This is a genomic window from Paenibacillus glycanilyticus, from assembly GCF_023715145.1.
Lineage (GTDB): Bacteria > Bacillota > Bacilli > Paenibacillales > Paenibacillaceae > Pristimantibacillus > Pristimantibacillus glycanilyticus_A.
On sequence record NZ_JAMBNP010000017.1, the window covers coordinates 63,936 to 81,459 of the forward strand.

At 55.6% G+C, this 17,524-nt stretch carries 15 protein-coding genes; 10 read left to right on the plus strand and 5 right to left on the minus strand.

Annotated features, from left to right (window positions below; all coding sequences use genetic code 11):
* Window positions 1-31: 31 nt before the first annotated feature.
* On the plus strand, window positions 32-385 hold the full coding sequence (locus tag M3194_RS28580) for a DoxX family protein (protein ID WP_251657563.1): 354 nt from the start codon (window positions 32-34) through the stop codon (window positions 383-385).
* Window positions 386-452: 67 nt separating this feature from the next.
* Here the strand turns inward: M3194_RS28580 and M3194_RS28585 are convergent, their stop codons facing one another.
* Both M3194_RS28585 and M3194_RS28590 read right to left on the minus strand, forming a co-directional pair.
* The gene (locus M3194_RS28585; protein ID WP_251657564.1) at window positions 453-965 is read right to left on the minus strand and encodes a DUF302 domain-containing protein; all 513 of its coding nucleotides are present in this window, start codon (window positions 963-965) and stop codon (window positions 453-455) included.
* A gap of 79 nt (window positions 966-1,044) precedes the next feature.
* On the minus strand, window positions 1,045-1,899 hold the full coding sequence (locus M3194_RS28590; protein WP_251657565.1) for a LysR family transcriptional regulator: 855 nt from the start codon (window positions 1,897-1,899) through the stop codon (window positions 1,045-1,047).
* A gap of 115 nt (window positions 1,900-2,014) precedes the next feature.
* Here M3194_RS28590 and M3194_RS28595 point away from each other — a divergent pair, with 115 nt between their 5' ends.
* Window positions 2,015-2,527, plus strand: coding sequence for a GNAT family N-acetyltransferase (locus M3194_RS28595; protein WP_397334391.1), 513 nt, complete (start codon window positions 2,015-2,017; stop codon window positions 2,525-2,527).
* A 23-nt stretch (window positions 2,528-2,550) separates the two neighbouring features.
* Here M3194_RS28595 and M3194_RS28600 read toward each other — a convergent pair whose 3' ends face one another.
* Genes M3194_RS28600 through M3194_RS28610 form a run of 3 tightly spaced genes read right to left on the minus strand, consistent with a single transcriptional unit; the run spans window position 2,551 to window position 5,248 of the window.
* Entirely contained in the window at window positions 2,551-3,030 is a 480-nt protein-coding gene (locus M3194_RS28600; protein ID WP_251657567.1) for a hypothetical protein, read from the minus strand.
* A gap of 17 nt (window positions 3,031-3,047) precedes the next feature.
* Window positions 3,048-3,740, minus strand: coding sequence for a response regulator transcription factor (locus tag M3194_RS28605; protein WP_251657568.1), 693 nt, complete (start codon window positions 3,738-3,740; stop codon window positions 3,048-3,050).
* Complete coding sequence (locus tag M3194_RS28610; protein WP_251657569.1) at window positions 3,737-5,248, minus strand: sensor histidine kinase; 1,512 nt, start codon at window positions 5,246-5,248, stop codon at window positions 3,737-3,739. Before M3194_RS28610 ends, M3194_RS28605 begins: the two co-directional genes overlap by 4 nt.
* A 183-nt stretch (window positions 5,249-5,431) precedes the next feature.
* Here M3194_RS28610 and M3194_RS28615 point away from each other — a divergent pair, with 183 nt between their 5' ends.
* The 8 genes from M3194_RS28615 (at window position 5,432) to M3194_RS28650 (ending at window position 17,491) form a co-directional block, all read left to right on the plus strand.
* Entirely contained in the window at window positions 5,432-7,969 is a 2,538-nt protein-coding gene (locus M3194_RS28615) for a beta-mannosidase (protein ID WP_251657570.1), read from the plus strand.
* 143 nt (window positions 7,970-8,112) lie between these two features.
* On the plus strand, window positions 8,113-8,793 hold the full coding sequence (locus M3194_RS28620; protein WP_251657571.1) for a response regulator transcription factor: 681 nt from the start codon (window positions 8,113-8,115) through the stop codon (window positions 8,791-8,793).
* Entirely contained in the window at window positions 8,790-10,097 is a 1,308-nt protein-coding gene (locus tag M3194_RS28625) for a sensor histidine kinase (protein ID WP_251657572.1), read from the plus strand. Before M3194_RS28620 ends, M3194_RS28625 begins: the two co-directional genes overlap by 4 nt.
* Window positions 10,098-10,530: 433 nt before the next feature.
* A complete protein-coding gene (locus tag M3194_RS28630; protein WP_251657573.1) occupies window positions 10,531-12,036 on the plus strand; it encodes an extracellular solute-binding protein in 1,506 nt (501 codons plus the stop codon).
* A complete protein-coding gene (locus M3194_RS28635) occupies window positions 12,036-12,728 on the plus strand; it encodes an ABC transporter ATP-binding protein (protein ID WP_251657574.1) in 693 nt (230 codons plus the stop codon). The genes M3194_RS28630 and M3194_RS28635 overlap by 1 nt, the downstream gene beginning before the upstream one ends.
* A complete protein-coding gene (locus tag M3194_RS28640; protein ID WP_251657575.1) occupies window positions 12,685-13,758 on the plus strand; it encodes an efflux RND transporter periplasmic adaptor subunit in 1,074 nt (357 codons plus the stop codon). The genes M3194_RS28635 and M3194_RS28640 overlap by 44 nt, the downstream gene beginning before the upstream one ends.
* Window positions 13,758-16,544 carry an ABC transporter permease gene (locus tag M3194_RS28645; RefSeq protein WP_251657576.1) on the plus strand — a complete coding sequence of 929 codons (2,787 nt, stop codon included), beginning with the start codon at window positions 13,758-13,760 and terminating at the stop codon, window positions 16,542-16,544. Before M3194_RS28640 ends, M3194_RS28645 begins: the two co-directional genes overlap by 1 nt.
* 23 nt (window positions 16,545-16,567) lie before the next feature.
* Window positions 16,568-17,491: an ABC transporter ATP-binding protein gene (locus M3194_RS28650; protein ID WP_251657589.1), complete on the plus strand. Its 924-nt coding sequence runs from the start codon at window positions 16,568-16,570 to the stop codon at window positions 17,489-17,491.
* The last annotated feature ends 33 nt before the right edge of the window (window positions 17,492-17,524 follow it).

Genomic DNA, 17,524 nt, shown 5'->3' on the forward strand with positions numbered 1-17,524 from the left:
TAGAGAAGACATCATCAAGGAGGTTGTACAAATGAATATTGCATTATGGGTTGCGCAAGCGCTGATCGCGTTAATGTTTATTCCGGCGGGGGTAATGAAGACCTTCCAGCCTCAGAAAGTAAAAGCAACAATGCCATGGGCCAAGGACTCTTCAACGGGCTTTATCGCTTTTATTGGTTTGTCGGAGCTGCTTGGCGGACTGGGATTGATCTTGCCTTGGGCAACGGATATTGCGCCGATTCTGACGCCAATCGCGGCAATTGGCATTGCGGTCATCATGCTGTTTGCGGCGGTATTTCATGCAAGACGCGGCGAATACGGCAGCATCGGCATGAACTTTATCATGCTCGCGCTTGCTTTATTCGTGGCGATTATGCGTTTCTAATCGGCCTGCCTTGGCCGGAACAAAGAAGGAGGGTACTGCATGATGCAGTACCCTCCTTTATTCGTAACTACATCATAATGGATCGAACCACGCTGTAAATCTTCGCATCCAGCAGCTGTCCGTAAGGCGCAAGCGCCGGCTGATGGAGAGCGCCAAGGAACGAGGATGGCCGGTCGAACGAAATAATCGCGCCATGCGGGCTGCCGTTATCGTACAAGGTGACGCGGAACGGAACATACAGACTGGCCCTTAGGTCGATGGCAATAATGGGCTCCGCGATGAGCGGATTGCCAACCAGATAGAGGCGGCTTTGCTTCATGCCGTTATGAAGGGACAGGAGCTCGCCCTGGTTCACTTCGGACAAAATCATCAGCCCATGCGGGCCTTCCGCCTGCTTCACGGCTGCCTGTACCTGTTCCCAGGTCGCCTGCTGCTCCGCAAGCTGTCTCGCCGTTTCCGGCGCCCATCTCCCCATCTGCCGTTCGAATGCCGCAACAAGCGCTTCGTAACGAAGTCCTGTTGGAATATCCTCTCTAACGATCATCGCATAACCAGCTGTAATTGGCTCCCCGTGTCTCATCCGCGATCCTCCTTTTTTACCGGATAAGCAGTCAGCAAGATAATTGTATGCGCAGAGAAGAGAGCATATGACTCTTGTGTCAAGAAAGTCCAAGCAGCTTGCGGCCATGCTGAACGCTGGGGTTATTCTGCTGATCCGTTAAGTAAAGAGCATATGCTTTGATGGACGGAATCTCGAAGGCGCAAGGCAGCTCAACCAAGCGATGCGTGTCCAGATAAGGCTGCGCGATGGAGCGGGGCAGGAAGCCAAACGCGTTATTTTGCAGGAGAACGGTCAGCATAATGGTCGAATGATCCATCTCGAGGGCGGGTACATAACCGGTGCCAACCAGCTCCGCGAACCACTCCGGAAAAGGAGATCCCCACGATAGATGACAATATTCCGCTGACCGGAAATCCTGCTTCTGTACGGCATGAGCCCTTGGCTGACCGGACACGAGAAGAATATCCTCCTCGAATAACAGCTTCTTCGTCACCTTTGGATGCTCCGGCGGATCAAACCTGATGGAGAGATGCACCATGCCGTCCAGCAGCAGATCGCGGATCATGTAACCCGGGTCAATATGGCTTAGAAACTTGACGGCAACCTGAGGGTTATCCTGTTTGAAGGCAAGAATAGCCGGCAAGTAGCGGTAATGCCAGACGGAGCCCGGTCCGCTCATCACAAGCGACTGCTCGAACGTATCCGACAGCGTCAGCTTGCTTTCCTCGAATAAACGCAGCATCCTTTCGGCATAAGGGTAAAAGGCAATACCTGTCCGTGTCAGGCTTACGTTCCGGTTATCCCGCCGGAACAGCTCTTTGCCAACAGCGGCTTCGAGTGCTTTAACGCGTGCCGTAACAGCGGACTGAGAGATATGAAGATACTCGGCTGCCTTTGTGAAATTAAGAATTCGAGCGATTGCCATAAACGCTTCGAGCTGGGAGGAATCCATGCTTAACGTCCTTTCATCATCGAAAATATGAATTATAGTAACATATATTATTCGTTATACAAATGATGAACATGCCGTTATGATTGGGCTAAGAGATTGGAGGAGATCAAGCATGATGAGCGGATCCGCAGCGGTGGAGCAACTATCATCAATAGAAGAATCGTTGGAAGAGCTGGCTGACCTGCTTGTTGAGGTCGTGAAGGATGGGGCATCCGTCGGATTTCTGCCGCCGCTAGGCAAGGAGGAAGCGAAGCAGTACTGGAGGAGCGTTCCGGGGCCGGATGCGCGGCTGTTCGCCGCCAAGGTGGACGGGCGGATCGCCGCCAGCGTGCAGCTGCAGCTATGCGGAAAGGCCAACGGCTCCCACCGGGCGGAGATTGCGAAGCTGATGACCCGTCCGGCATTTCGGCGCCGAGGCCTCGCGAGGCTCTTGATGCGGGAGGCGGAGGCCGCTGCCCTGCAAGAGAATCGTACGCTGCTCGTGCTGGACACGAGGGAGGGGGATCCGTCCAATCTGCTGTACGCGTCCGTTGGTTATGAGCTGGCCGGCCGGATTCCGAACTTCGCGAAGTCGGCGGACGGCGGACTTGATGCGACAATGATTTATTACAAAAACATCGGTTATTGATGGAACAGGAAATCCCCCGTGCCTTATAAGGCCGGGGTTTTTCGTTTGCCGCCTGGCTTCCATACAGACAGAATATACATGATGACAAGAGACGCGGTCTGCAGCGCGATGCCGATTAGCAGCCACGTATGATGGATAGTCAAGCTGCCGTTGTCGTTTAATCCCCGCAAGGTCCACTCATAAAGACCAATGAAGCCGATACCGATCGCGAGCAGGGTGAGCACCTCCTTGGCGATAATCCAGTAGTAGCGAAACAGGCCCCAGGAGGTCATAAGCGACAGCGCAATGCCGGTTACCGTAGTGCCAATCGTTGAGGCCCGCACGCTGGAATCGGCCAGCAGATGCATGATGGTGTAGCATGCCTGCAAGACTTCCGCATCCTTCGTGACGGAGGCGGTTAAGCCCAATATAATAAACACGGCCTGCACGCCAAGCATAATGCCCGCGAAAATAATATGAAGCAAGAGTAAAATCCGCCGCTGCCGCAGGGTGATTTTCTTCAATGCACGCAGCCTCCCTTCTATATGTTGAACCGGTATCCGACTCCCCAGATCGTCTCGACATATTGGGGCTTCGACGGATCGCGCTCGATCTTCTCCCGCAGCTTGCTGATATGGACGGTGACTGTCGCATGATCGCTGCCGATCGCATCCATGCCCCAAATCCGCTCGAACAGATCCTCCTTGCGGAATACCCGGTTCGGATTGGTCACGAGAAAGAGGAGCAGATCATATTCCTTGGCGGTAAAAGGCACTTCCCGCTCGTTCACGAACACCCGGCGCGACTGCTTCTCGATCCGGATGCCGTTCAGACGCAGCTCATCCCGGCGCCACTCGCCATGCCCGACTAACCGGTCATACCGGGACAGATGAGCCTTCACCCGCGCTACCAGCTCGCCAAGTCCAAACGGCTTCAGGACGTAATCATCCGCGCCAAGTCCAAAACCGCGGATCTTATCAATCTCTTCCTTCTTGGCCGACACGATAAGGATCGGGATATTGCTCGCCTCGCGAATTCGCCGGCATACCTCGTAGCCGTCCATTGACGGCAGCATCAGATCAAGCAGGATGAGATCATACCCGCCCGCAAGCGCCATCTCCAGGCCAAGATCGCCCCGTTCGGCTCTATCGACTTCAAAGCCGTGGGCCAGCAGATAATCCTTCTGCACCTCGGCAATGACCGGGTCGTCTTCGATAATCAAAATTCGTTTCATCCTAAGCCTCCATCTTCCGGCTCCGGCATGTCCTGCTTCACCGCAGGGAACCGGAGCTGAATCGTTGTTCCTTCACCCGGGCTGCTTGCAGCCGCCGCGGTTCCGTCATGCGCTTCCATGATTTGCTTCACAATCGCGAGGCCAAGTCCGCTGTTGCCTTTGCCCGGACTCCGCGAGGATTCCGCCCGGAAGAACCGGTCGAATACGCGGGGGAGTGCCTCCGCCGGAACTCCCTCTCCGTTGTCCCGTATTTGCAGAAGGTACCGGCCATCCGGTTCTTCCTCCAGCAAGAACTCCAGCTTCTTAGGCTCGAGCTTCATATGTTGAAGGCTGTTGTCGGCCAGATTCATAAGAGCGCGGTGCAGCTTCTGCCGATCTGCCCGGATGAGGGCAGCCGCTCTGTTCGAGCCGCCTTTAAACGTAACCTCCGTACCGCCGAAGCGGGGATCTAGCTGCAGTTCATTAACGAGCTGAATCATATAGGCCGTTAAATTTACCGTCTCCCAGCGGAAAGGCAGCTTGCCGGTATCCAAGGTCGAATACAGCTGCAGCTCCTCGATCATCCGGTTCATCTCGGTTGTCTTGCCGGCAATCATCTGTATATATTTCTGACGCTTCTCTTCGGTATCGGCAATGCCGTCCCGAAGGCAGTCGGTACAGCCTTGAATCGCCGTTATCGGCGTCTTCAGGTCATGAGAAATATGGGCGAGCAGCTCCTTGCGGCCCTGCTCGAGCTCAAGCTGGGCGCCAAGCGAGGCCTGCAGCCGGACGCGCATTTCCTCGAAGGCTGCTCCAAGCTGCCCGATCTCGTCTTGTCTTCTAAGCCGGATGGCATGATCCAGATCGCCTTCCCGAATATGGTCTGCGGCTTCCTTGAGCGCATACAGCGGTTTAATGATGCTGCGAGAGACGAGATAAGTCAGCACGCCGCTCGTGACTGCGAGCGCGGCCAGCAGCGTGAGCAGGACGAGCGGAAGCAATCGTTTGAAGAAGCCCGCAACCGGCTCCATATCGGTTACGATCACAAGCTCCCCGGTACTGCCGTCCGGGCTTGTATAAGGAATTGCCTCCCATTCGTCGCCGCTTGGCGGCCCCGGATGCTCCGCTTCTTCGCGCTTACTCTGGCCTTGTACCTCAGCCAGGATGGCGTCGGTTGGCAGTCCCGGCGAAGCGTAGGTCATCCGGTTATTATGGATAAGGATGATTCCGGCCTCAACCCGCCGGAGCTCAGCCTCTGTCGAGGACAGAAAGTCCGGATCGGAGAGCAGCTTGGGATCATGCTCCGCTATAAACCGCAAACCCGATGTCAGCTCGGTACGGCCCATGAACAGCTCGCGGATGGAGGCAAACGGCAGGGAATGGCCGGAAGCTTCGCCGCCGCTGCCGGCCCCCGGCATGGCGTCTTTTATCAATAGATTTCCCAGCGCCGCAATCGTCAGGCCAAAGAGAATAACCGGAACGGCGACCATCGCGGTGTAGGACAATATCAGTTTTTTTCGAATGGACATATACGCATGCACCTCATTTCTTTACCATTGTAGCCTGCGCTTTCAAATTTTCTATAAAATAAACCTGAAAAAAGTATAAATTAGTGCGGTATACTTTTGATTCCGAACTCCGTTATACTACAGACGAATACAACCATTTTCACGAATAGCATTGGCAACGGCCTTATATTTAGGAGGATTCTAATGAGCGAGCTGAAGTGGCAGATTTCGGACTGGACGTTTAAGAATAGCGAAGAGCAGGAGTGGAGACCGGCGTTTGTGCCGGGCTGCGTGCATACGGACCTGCTCAAGAATGGCCTTATTCCCGACCCGTTTGTCGGGACCAACGAGAAGGACCTGCAATGGATCGATAAGAAGGTTTGGGAGTACGAGTCGGTATTTGATGCCTCAAGCGAGCTGCTGGGCCATTCCCGGCTGGAGCTGGTGTTCGAAGGGCTGGATACGTATGCCGACGTTTATTTGAACGAGTCTTTGATTCTGTCCGCAAATAATATGTTCCGTACGTGGACGGTTGATGCGAAGCCTCATGTCCGGGAGAAGGACAATCGTCTGTATATCCGCTTCCGTTCCCCGGTCGAGGAGGGCTTGTCCAAGCTGGAGGCCTATGGCACCGGATTGCCGGCACCTAATGATGACTCCGTTATTGGAGGCTTGGAAGGCAAAAAAGTAAGCGTATTCTCGCGCAAAGCGCCTTATCATTACGGCTGGGACTGGGGTCCTCGGCTTGCAACCAGCGGGATCGGCAAGCCGGTCTATCTGAGGGGCTGGAGCGGCGCTAGAATTTCGGACCTGTATATTCAGCAGGATGAAGTAACCGCAGCAGCGGCAGTTCTCACGGTGCAGCTCAGCGTGGATTCGGAGAGCAGCGGTGAATTCGAGCTTAAGCTGCGTACCAATGACGGGCAGGAATGGACCCGCAGCGTCGCTTTGGAGCAAGGAACGCAGACGGTTGCTTGGCCGATTACGGTTGAACAGCCTAAGCTGTGGTGGTCGCGCGGTCTGGGAGAACCTCATATGTATGCGTTTACAGCATCGCTCCTGCAAGGCACGGCAGATGTAGCCCAAGCTGCGGTGAAGACCGGCCTTCGTTCCATTAAGCTCATTCGCAAGCCGGACGAGCATGGATCGTCGTTCTTCTTCGAAGTGAACGGGATTCCTGTCTTTGCGAAAGGCGCTAACCATATTCCAAGCGACAGCTTCTTTAGCGAGGTGACCCCAGAGCGGTACCGCCACGAGATTGCGAGCGCCGTGGAGTCGAACTTTAATATGCTCCGTGTATGGGGCGGGGGCATCTACGAGCAGGATATCTTCTACGAATTATGCGATGAGAACGGCATGCTCGTGTGGCAGGACTTTATGTTTGCCTGCAGCATGTATCCTGGCGACGAAGCCTTCCTGAACAGCGTGCGCGCGGAAGCCGAGGATAATGTGCGCCGCCTGCGCAACCATCCGAGCATCGCTTTGTGGTGCGGGAACAACGAGATGGATACGGCCTGGTCCCACTATGCGGAGAACAGCGGCTGGGGTTGGAAGCAGCTGTATACCGCGGAGCGGCGGGAACAAATCTGGGCGGATTACGAGGCGGTATTCCATCAGGTGCTGCCGGAGGTTGTCGCGGCAATGGCACCGGAGATTGAATACTGGCCGTCTTCCCCGATGCAGCGCCTGACGGCTAACAGCGAACAGCATGCCACGAACAATTCCTCTCACGGGGATATCCATTATTGGGCGGTATGGCATGCGCAGGAGCCATTCGAGCGGTACAACCAGAATATCGGGCGGTTTATGAGCGAGTACGGCTTCCAGTCCTTCCCCGAATACAAGACCGTTCGGGCTTATGCGGAAGAGAAGGATATGGCGCTGGATTCGGAAGTCATGCTGCATCATCAGAAGAACGGCAGAGGCAACTTCCTGATCAAGGATTATGCGGATCGTTATATGAAGCAGCCGAAGGATTTCCCGTCCTTCCTCTATATCAGCCAGGTCCTGCAGGCCGAGGCCATGAAGCAGGCGATTGAGGCTCATCGCCGGAGCATGGATTATTGCATGGGCTCGTTATACTGGCAAATCAATGACTGCTGGCCGGTTGCCTCCTGGGCAAGCATGGACTACTTCGGCAGATGGAAGGCAGCGCAATACCTGATTAAGAACAGCTTTAAGGATCTTCTGTTGTCCTTTGACCAGAAGGATGAGGTAACGAACCTCCATGTGGTATCCGATCTTGGGCAGTCCATCGATGCCGTGCTGGAATGGAGCCTGCATGAATTGGACGGCAGGCTGCTGAAGAGCGGCACCGAGACCGTTGCCATTGGCGCCCGTTCGGCTAAGCTTGTCCTCTCCTTATCGGCTGAGCAATTGGGAAGCTTTAATCCGAACAACGCCGTGCTGGTTGGGCGTCTTGTTCAGGCAGGCGGGGAGCTGGCACGCTCCGAGCATTATTTTGTCTATACGAAGGATCTGGAGCTTGCGGACCCCGGCATTGCCGTTGAAGAAATAGCTGGCAGCGGAGGCTCGGCGTTTGTATTAACGGCCAAGCAGCTGGCCAAGCAGGTGTGGGTTCAAGCGGAAGAGGAAGGCATCTTCACGGATAACTTCTTTGACTTGGTACCGGGTATCCCCGTAACCGTACAATTCAAGAAAAAAGCGGCGGACAGCGTGGAATTTGTTGCCGCGGCCCCGGGCCGGTTAACGGTCCAGTCGATGTTTAACTACGCGAAATAGTTTCGCCGGGACATGCTCCTCCTTGAATGGGAGGGGCATGTTTTTATATACCGCACATTCTCTAACCCTTCTTTAAGGTTCGTCATGTACAATAGGGCAAGCCGGTAAGGCTGACGTGGGAAGAAGGGGCAGGGGAACTTAACTTGCGGATACTAATTGTAGAAGACGAGAGACCGCTTCGCGACGCCATTGCGACGGTTCTGAAGGAAGAAGCCTATCAGGTGGATGAAGCCGATAATGGTCTGGAAGGGCTGTATCTTGGAGAGCAGCGCATTCATGACCTCATCATACTAGATATTATGCTCCCGGGCATGGACGGGGTTGCCGTTCTGCAGGAGCTGCGGAGAAAAGGCGTCGCGGTGCCGATTCTGCTGCTAACCGCAAAGGATGGCGTGGAGGACCGGGTGCTGGGCCTTGACGCGGGGGCCGATGATTATATGATCAAGCCATTTGCCATGCGGGAGCTTCTGGCCCGGCTTCGCGTGCTGATGCGCCGCCAGCTGCGCGGGGCGAAGGATGGAGAGCTGACTTACGGCAGCTTGTCCGTTAAATGCCACTTCATGGAGGGGTTTGCAAACGATGAACCGCTGAAGCTGACCGCCAAGGAGTTCGAGCTGATGGAGTTTCTGCTGCTGAACCGCGAGCAGATCTTGACCAAGGAGCAGCTGCTCGACCGGGTATGGGGCATTGATTCGGATGCGAGCCCCGGAGTGGTGGACGTGTACGTCCATTATTTGCGCAAAAAGCTTACGCCCTCCGGCTGCGACCGCTATATCCATACGATTCGCGGGGTTGGTTATATGCTGAAGGAGAAGACATCATGATCAAGCGCACCCGAATGCAGCTGACGATCCGTAACGCCGCCGTGTTGTCGATCATCCTTATTTCGCTAAATGCCTTTGTTTTCTTTGTGATGAAGGATATGCTGTTCTCGCAAATCGACAAATCCCTGACGGGAGTAAGCAATAAGCTGACTGTAGCCGGAGTCAGCGCTAGCACGACCGCGCGGGCTTTGCCATCGCTGCAGGCTAAACAGACCGTTATTTATCAGGTCGGCCAGATGAACCGGCCGGTATTCCAGCTGTTCTGGACGGAGGACAATATGCCGATTCAGCTTCCCGCCAGCGGCATGTTTGGGGAGAAGGACCTGAAGCGGCTTCAGCCGGATCATTTCGGAGAGCATCCCGAAACGTTAAAGCTGGGGGATCAATATTACCGGGTATTCAACAGCAGCGATGAAACAACCTCGCCGGTGCTCTTAAGCAGAGCGGACGGGCAGCTGCAGGTGGGTACCAAGCAGCAGCTGCTGACGAATATTTCGGCCGAGGTAAGCATGCTTCACCGGCTGCAGATGATTCTGCTCCTCGGGGGCTTCATCGGACTGCTCGTAGCGGTTGCGGCCGGTTATTATTTGGCTAACCGCGCCTTGATTCCGGTACGGAACTCGATGGAGAAGCAGCAGCAGTTCGTCTCGGATGCCTCCCATGAGCTCCGCACGCCGCTGTCCGTTATTCAAGCCCATGCGGAGCTGCTGCTCCGGCATCCGGATCATACGATCGAGCAGGACAGCAAGCATATCTCGATGGTGCTGCAGGAGACAAGGCGGCTTGGCAAGCTGGTGAGCGGATTGCTGACGCTGGCGCGCTCCGATTCCAATCAGCTGGAGCTGGATAAGAAGCTTGTCTCCATGGAGCGGATCGTACAGGACGGAATCAATAAGATGACCATGCTGGCGGAAGTGAAGGATATTATTTTACGGGGTGAAATAGAGTCTCCGATACAGCTTCAGGCTGACGAAGAGCGGCTGCATCAGCTGCTTATGGTGTTAATGGATAATGCCGTTAAATATACGCCGGAAGGCGGCGTCATCCGAGTTGCCTGCCATAAGCTCGCGCATACCGTCTACCTCGAGGTCGAGGATACGGGCGTCGGAATTTCGCCGGAGCATCTGCCGCATATTTTCGACCGCTTCTACCGCGGGGATAAAGCAAGAACAAGGCAGGAGGGCGGAACCGGGCTTGGTCTGGCCATTGCCAAATGGATTGTGGAACGCCACGGCGGGAAAATCCGCATCGAAAGCAAGCCCGCCGTCGGCACCCGAGTGCTCGTTACTTTGCCCGCGGGTTAATAGAGAAATAGAGAACGTATTTGCTGCTGGAACGCGCGCCTTTGCCGTCTGAGTTGACGGTAGAGGCGTTTTTTTTGATTGCACGAAATACAGCCTATTTGCCCGGATGGCTCTCATGGACGGAGATATGTTGCATGAAATGCAGCCTATTCGCTCCCGCAACCTTAATTCGGACACTCTTAGGGGGAATATCCTGCATTTTGTGCACGATACGGTCCTCCATTTCCTCCAAACCAGCCAATACCCTGCACAACGTACAACATACGGGGCAAGGGGGGATAGTGCTCAAACATGCCGCTCCGAGCGCCTATATTCACTTTTTATATCCCTTTAATCCTCCTTTAAGCCTGCTTTCAGCTTCTCTAACGGTTTTCTAAGAAACGCAAAGCATACTTACCGTTGAAACCTATTAAACGATGAAGGGTGATCGGTAGTGAGAAGAAAAAGAAGAGGCCTTGCCACGAGTCTGCTTGCCTTGTCTTTAACATTGACGGCTTGTACATCCGGTGGAGGCAAGGGGGACGGCGCAGCGTTCGGGAGCCTCGACCGAGAGGACAAGGGAACGCTGAAGATCGGCTACTTCAACGAGGAAGCCTTCTACATGCAGTACGGCAACGCCTTTCAAGCGATGTTCCCGAATGTGGAGCTGGAGGTCATCTCGACGGAGGAAGCGATGTCGGGGGATGACCCAGTCGCGGCGATGGAGAGCCTTATCGAGGAGCAGCAGCCGGATGCCGTTCTGCTGACGGAGGAGCAATACGCCGATCTTGCGCAGGAAGGCAAGCTGTACGATCTGGATGCAGCCGTGAAGCAGGACAGCTTTGACATTGACGGCTTCCTGCCTTCGGTTATAGACCTGCTTAAAGCACGCGGCGGCGGCAAGCTGTACGGGCTTAGCCCAAGCTTCTCGAGCCAGGCGCTCTATTACAACAAGGACTTGTTCGACAAGTACGGTGTTCCTTATCCCACAGACGGCATGAGCTGGGATGAAGTATTGCAGCTGGCTGCCAGATTCCCGGTGAAGAAGGGCGATAATAACCTGTCCATGGACAAGGCGGGAACGGATGATGCTTTATACGGGCTGTCGCTTCCGATGCAAACCCAAAATTCGTTCGAGCTTGTCCGCGAGATTGGGGAGGCGAAGGGACTGCTGTACGCGGACAGCGACGCGAAGACGGTATCCTTCGATACGCCGGAATGGAAAGCGATAGTCCAGACTGTCGTTGACGGCTATGAATCGGGCAGCATCACAACCCCTCCTTCCGGGAATGGCGGCCAAGGCGGCGGCGGACTAATGATCCGCGGAATGGGCGGAGGCAAGACATCCTTCGCGTTTGGACCGGCTACCATGCGGTTTATGAACGGACAAGCGGCGATGACGGTTGACGGGCCGATGCTGATGAACATGATGGGAATCGGCGCAGGAGGAATGAAGGCGGCAACGAAGGTGGCGGGAAGCACTAGCAGCGGAGCGTTAAAACCATTAGGGCAGGACCTCAACTGGGATGTGGTATCTATTCCGACCGACCCTTCCCAGCAAGGGGCAACCGGAAGCATGAGCTTGGATAATATTTTCGCCATCAACGCTTCTTCCGAGAATCTGTCCGCGGCATGGGAATTCCTGAAATATGCGAACGGCGAGCAGCTTGCGAAGACAAGCTCCAAGTCATCGCCGGCGTTGTCTTCCAGAACAGCCTATAAGAACGAAGCGGACGGCAAGAATATCGATGCCTTCTATAACGAGAAGATCAACGAACAGGCGTTGCTTCAGGAGAATACGCTGCCGGATGGCTTTGCAGCATCGTTTGAGACCATGGCCGCCGGTCAGCTCGATCAAGCGGTTCAGGGGACTCAATCCGTTGACGATGCGCTGAAGAAGATACAGTCGGAGGGACAGGATCTGCTCACAAAGGCGCTGGCCGACGAGGCGGCGGAATAATGGCGGTTCAACAAGCAACTGCCCTGCTAGAGGTGCGCGGCGTACACAAAAGCTTCATCAGCGGCGGCAACCCTCTTCAGGTGCTGAAGGGGATTGATCTTACGGTCAAGAGCGGACAGCTCACGATGCTGCGGGGCCGGTCCGGCTCTGGCAAAACAACGCTTCTTAATCTGCTCGGAGGGCTGGACCAGCCCTCCGAGGGGGAGGTATTGTTCCGGGGCCGGTCGTTTCAAGGCCAAAGCGATAAACAGCTGACGGTGCTGCGGCGCAAGCAGGTCGGCTTCGTCTTCCAATCCTTTGCCTTGCTGCCCCTCTTCTCGGCTTGGGAGAATGTTGAGCTCTCCCTTCGCATGGCGGGAGCGGGCCGGTCGGAATGGAGGACCCGAACGGCCCGATGCCTTGAGCTTGTTGGGCTGACGAAGCGCGCCTATCACCGTCCGTATGAGCTGTCGGGAGGCGAGCAGCAGCGCATTGCCATAGCCAAGGCAATTGCTCACAAGCCCGCCCTGCTGCTTGCGGACGAACCAACAGCGGAGCTGGACTCGCAGATGGCGGCCAAGATTATTGCTATTTTTCGCGACATCATTGAAGCGGAAGGAATCGCCATCTGCATGACGACACATGATTCTACGTTATGGGAGGCGGCAGATGTTGTCTATCAGATGGCGGACGGCCGGCTGGAGCCGGAATAGGAAAGGACGCGCGGCGGGCTTGCTGCTTGCGGTAATTAGCTTTACCTTACTCGCGGGCTGCTCGCTTATGCCGCAAGAGGAAGAGAAGGAGTCTCTTCCGCAAATAAAGGTGCCGAAGATTTCGCAAAAGCCGGAATATCCCGTCCAGCGCAAGGATTTGGAGCTGAAGGCGACCGGTTCCGGCAAGCTGTTATCCGCGCAAGAGGAGAACCTGTTCTTCGAAACGGATAACAGACGGATTACCAGCATCCATGTCAAAGCCGGCGACAAAGTAAAGCAAGGCCAGGTGCTGGCCGAGCTCGATCCGGGCGACCTGAACAGCCAGATCCGGCGCAAGGAGATCGATATCGAGAAGACGGAGATGGATCTGAAGGAAGCGATGCGAGGCGATGATTCGGAGGCCTCTGACCGCGTGCTGCTGCGCAAGCAGCAGCTGGATTATGAGCTGATGAAGGAAGAGCTTGCCGAGCTTAAGGAGGAGCTGGGCAGCTTGAAGCTGGTGGCTCCTTATTCCGGCACGATTGTCAGCTTTACCGCTGAGAAGGGGGACTTGGCCCGGTCTTACGAGGCGATTGGCCGGATTGCGAATATGGGTTCGCTGGTCGTTGCCGTTCAGTTCAGCAGCAATGACATGGACAGCATTGCCCCGGGGATGGAGGCGGTTGTGGACATTAACGCATCGGGCGAGTACAAAGGCAAGGTTAACCGGCTTCCGGTGAATGACGGGCAATCGGGCGACAACGGAGAGGAAGAATCCCTGGACGCCTATACCTTGATCGAGCTTTCCAAGCTGCCTGACGGCCTTGGCCGCGGAACGCCTTTATCGGCTTCCGTCATCGTTCAGCGCAAGAAGAATGTCCTGACCATCCCGTTAGCCGCGCTTCGGACGCAGAACAACCGGCATTATGTGCTTGTCGCGGGTCCGGACGGCAGCAAGGGAGAGGTGGACGTCGAGATTGGCATTCAGACCTCAACGGATGTAGAGATTATCAAAGGGCTGGAGGAAGGCCAGAAGGTTGTGGGCAAATAATGCGCATTCTCCAGTTTCTATTTCTGAAAATGTGGCAGAACCGCTGGTTTACGCTCAGCACGCTGCTTGGCTTAACCGTCGCCGCTTCCTTTGCCATGAGCATTCCGATGTATGCGGACGGAACGCTGAAGCGGGTTGTCGCGAAATCGCTGCAGGAGGAGACGGAAGGTCTGCCGGCCGCTTCCTTGTATATGAAATACCAGTCGGACGGCAGCAAAGACGCGGATTGGTCCGGTCTGGGCGAACTGGACAAGTGGATAAGGGAGGCTTTGCCGGAGCATATCGGGTTCCCGGTGGAAGCCTACTCTAGCCGGATTAGTCTGCCGTCTTCCACCATCCGGAGCAGCCGTTCGGAACAGGGAACGGCAAGCCGTCTGGTGCGGATGGAGCTTGCCTCGCAAAGCGGCATTCCCGATGCGGTTGAGCTGACGGAAGGAAAGCTGCCGGGAGACGGCGTGCGGGACGGGGCCATAGAGGTGCTTGTCTTAAGCGATTCCATGGAACGGTATGGCTGGCACATTGGAGATACATTCTCTTACGATGCGAAAAATGCGGACGGCAAGACAAAACGTCTGACGCTGCGCATCGCCGGTTCCTATAAGCTGAAGAATGACGCCGATCTGAGCTGGGCGATTGACGGGAAGGACAAGCTGGCGGATACGCTATGGGTCAGCGGGAAGACGATGTCGGAAACCCTGCTTGGGGAGAATCGGCTTATGCCGGGCGATGGCGGCTGGTATTATGCCTTTGATCTGCAAAATATCCGGATTCGTGACCTGGCTCCGCTTATCGGCGAGCTTGGACGGCTGGACATTACGCTGCACGGCATGCTGGCGGGTACAAAGGTGAATCTCTCGTTCACCGGCATGCTGCATGAGTTTCAAAAGCAAAGCCTGCTGCTTCTCGCCATGCTATTCGCTCTGGCCGCTCCGGTTCTGGCCATGGTGCTGTATTTCATTACGCTTAATGCGCAGCAGGCGCTGGAGAGGCAACGGAGCGATATTGCCGTTCTGCAAAGCCGCGGGGCAAGTCCCGGGCAAATTACGGCCCTGTATGGACTGGAGGCAGCCTTGCTTGGTCTAACGGCGCTGGTTCTTGGCATAGGCCTTGCCTGGTTTATGGCAAAGGTCATCGGCTCATCCAGCGGTTTTCTATCTTTTGTCGGGCGCAAGTCCATCCCCGTTGGCATCAGCGGCACTTCCTTGCTCTTCGGAGGCGCAGCAACCTTGCTGGCGATTGCAGCTTCGGCGGCTCCCATCCGGAAATATGCGGATGCCTCGGTTGTCGAGCATGCTCAGAAACGCGGAAGAACGGGAGACAAGCCTTTATGGCAGCGGCTTTATTTGGACGTTGCCTTGGTTGTTCTTTCTGCCGCAGGCTGGTATCTGCTTCAGAGCGGGAGCCTGGTACCTGCGGGCAGCGGGGGTGATAAGACGCTGCAGACGGTGATCTTCGTCCTGCCGGCCTTATTGATCTTCGCTGCCGGACTGCTGGCCTTGAGACTGTTTCCGCTGCTTCTTCGGTATTGGAACGCGATGATGCGAAGCCGAATGCCGGTTACCATCTATGTCACGCTGACGCAGCTGTCGCGTTCGGCGGCAAGCTTTTACCCGCTTATGATTCTGCTCATTCTGACGATTGGCCTTGGAGTATATAATTCATCGGCCGCGCGGACGATGGATCAGAACGCCTCGGACCGCACGCAGTATGAATATGGCGCCGACGTTGTGCTGGAGACAGCCTGGGAAGGCGTTCATGATGAGAAGGATCAGAACAAAATTTATTATACGGAGCCTTCGTTTGAAGCATTCCGGGATCTTCGGGGAGTAGAGGCGGCAACGCGGGTGTGGAAGGCAAACGGCAAGGTGGAGGTAAGCGGCAAGTCGGCCGGAAGCGGCCAGCTTGTTGGCATCGATAATGCGGCTTTTGCCAAGGTTGGCTGGTTCCGCGAAGACTTGTACAGGATTCATCCTTATTATTACCTGAATGCGCTTGGCACGGCTGAGCAGGCCGTGCTTGTATCCGAGGCTTTCGCCAAGAAGCATAGTCTTAAGGAAGGGGACCCTGTCACGATTCAAGTCGGCTATGACAATACGCCGGTGGAGTTTGTCGTTGCGGGCATTGTTCCGTACTGGCCAAGCTTGTATGAGGACGAGTCGCCATTCTTTATCGCCAATCTGGATTATATCTATCAGCAGGTGGAGAAGACCCCTTATGAGGTATGGCTGAACATGAAGGATGGCGCGAAGCTGTCATCCGTACTGGATATGCTTGCCGACCGGGGGATTGAAGTCAGCTCGGTGCGCGATGCGCGGGGCGAACGGATTGACCGGCGCAATCATCCCGCCCAAGGCGGCTTGTTTGGGATCCTTAGTCTTGGCTTCCTGATCTCTTTGCTTGTATCCTTGCTTGGCTATCTGATTTTCTGGTTCTTCGCCTTGTCGCGCAGAGCGGTTCAGCTTGGGATATTGCGGGCGATGGGCCTGTCCCGCCTGCAGCTGACGAGCATGCTTCTCTTGGAGCAGCTGTTCACGATGGGGCTGTCCGTTGCCGCGGGGATTGGTCTCGGACAGCTCGCCAGCCGCTTATTCCTGCCGTTCCTCCAGGATAAAAGCCTGAATGATGCCAGGCAGGTGCCGCCTTTCCGGATCGTATTCGAGGCCGAGGATATGCTGAAGCTGTATGCCGCGATCGGGATCATGCTGGCCGCCGGCGCCTGCCTCCTGCTCTGGCAATTGCGGAGTCTACGCATTACGCAGGCCGTTAAGCTAGGGGAGGAACGTTAATGGAAGAAACAGCCGGAACACCGATGATTCATTGCGAAGGTCTGGTCAAAATCTATAAATCGGACGATGTGGAAGTGGTAGCTCTTCACGGCTTAAATCTGACGGTGGAGCAAGGCGAGATGATGGCGATTATCGGCAACAGCGGCAGCGGGAAGTCGACTCTGCTTAATATACTGGGCGGACTTGACCGCCCGTCGGCAGGTCAGGCTCATGTGGGCCGGTGGAATCTGCTGAAGATGACCAAGGAACAGCTGATCGCCTACAAGCGGGAGACGGTCGGATTCATCTGGCAGAACAACGGGCGCAACCTGGTCCCTTACTTAACCGCGCTGCAAAATGTCGAGCTGCCCATGCTGATTCAGGGCAAGGCGGACCGGGCTTATGCGAGACAGCTGCTGACAGCCGTTGGCCTGGAGCACCGGATGGGCAGCCGCCTCACCCAGCTGAGCGGCGGCGAGCAGCAGCGCGTTGCGCTTGCCATTGCTCTTGCGAACCGGCCGCAGCTGGTGCTGGCCGACGAGCCGACCGGCTCGGTCGACCATGCTACGGGCGAGCAGATCCTTCAAATATTCCGCCGGCTGAACCGGGAGATGGGCGTAACGATTGTGATCGTTACTCATGATCTGTCGGTCGCCGATCAAGTTGACCGAGTCGTTGCCATCCGCGACGGACTCACGAGTACCGAATGGATCAAGCGGGAAGGAGAGGGCTCTGCTGCCGAAGCCCTCCAGCACACGGTGCAGGATGCCCGGTTCGGCTCGCGCCATGAGCAGTTTGTCGTTATCGATCATGTCGGCCGTCTGCAAATTCCGAAGGACTATCTCGAACAAATGGAAGTGGAAGGCAAGGCCGTGCTCTCCTTTGACGGGAAGCGGGTTACGATTGGCCCGCCTGAAGAGAAGGAAGAGACGGTTGAACAGCCGCTGGATGAAATAGCGCGAAAATAAAAAATAAGACCCTTCGAGGGTCTTATTTTTTAT

Bases quoted from the DNA above. Each gene is read 5' to 3' on its own strand.
- M3194_RS28625 (WP_251657572.1), top strand. From the start codon at position 8,790: ATGATCAAGCGCACCCGAATGCAGCTGACGATCCGTAACGCCGCCGTG.
- M3194_RS28615 (WP_251657570.1), top strand. From the start codon at position 5,432: ATGAGCGAGCTGAAGTGGCAGATTTCGGACTGGACGTTTAAGAATAGC.
- M3194_RS28590 (WP_251657565.1), bottom strand. From the start codon at position 1,899: ATGGATTCCTCCCAGCTCGAAGCGTTTATGGCAATCGCTCGAATTCTT.
- M3194_RS28645 (WP_251657576.1), top strand. From the start codon at position 13,758: ATGCGCATTCTCCAGTTTCTATTTCTGAAAATGTGGCAGAACCGCTGG.
- M3194_RS28650 (WP_251657589.1), top strand. From the start codon at position 16,568: ATGATTCATTGCGAAGGTCTGGTCAAAATCTATAAATCGGACGATGTG.
- M3194_RS28640 (WP_251657575.1), top strand. From the start codon at position 12,685: ATGTTGTCTATCAGATGGCGGACGGCCGGCTGGAGCCGGAATAGGAAA.
- M3194_RS28580 (WP_251657563.1), top strand. From the start codon at position 32: ATGAATATTGCATTATGGGTTGCGCAAGCGCTGATCGCGTTAATGTTT.
- M3194_RS28605 (WP_251657568.1), bottom strand. From the start codon at position 3,740: ATGAAACGAATTTTGATTATCGAAGACGACCCGGTCATTGCCGAGGTG.
- M3194_RS28595 (WP_397334391.1), top strand. From the start codon at position 2,015: ATGAGCGGATCCGCAGCGGTGGAGCAACTATCATCAATAGAAGAATCG.
- M3194_RS28610 (WP_251657569.1), bottom strand. From the start codon at position 5,248: ATGTCCATTCGAAAAAAACTGATATTGTCCTACACCGCGATGGTCGCC.
- M3194_RS28585 (WP_251657564.1), bottom strand. From the start codon at position 965: ATGAGACACGGGGAGCCAATTACAGCTGGTTATGCGATGATCGTTAGA.
- M3194_RS28635 (WP_251657574.1), top strand. From the start codon at position 12,036: ATGGCGGTTCAACAAGCAACTGCCCTGCTAGAGGTGCGCGGCGTACAC.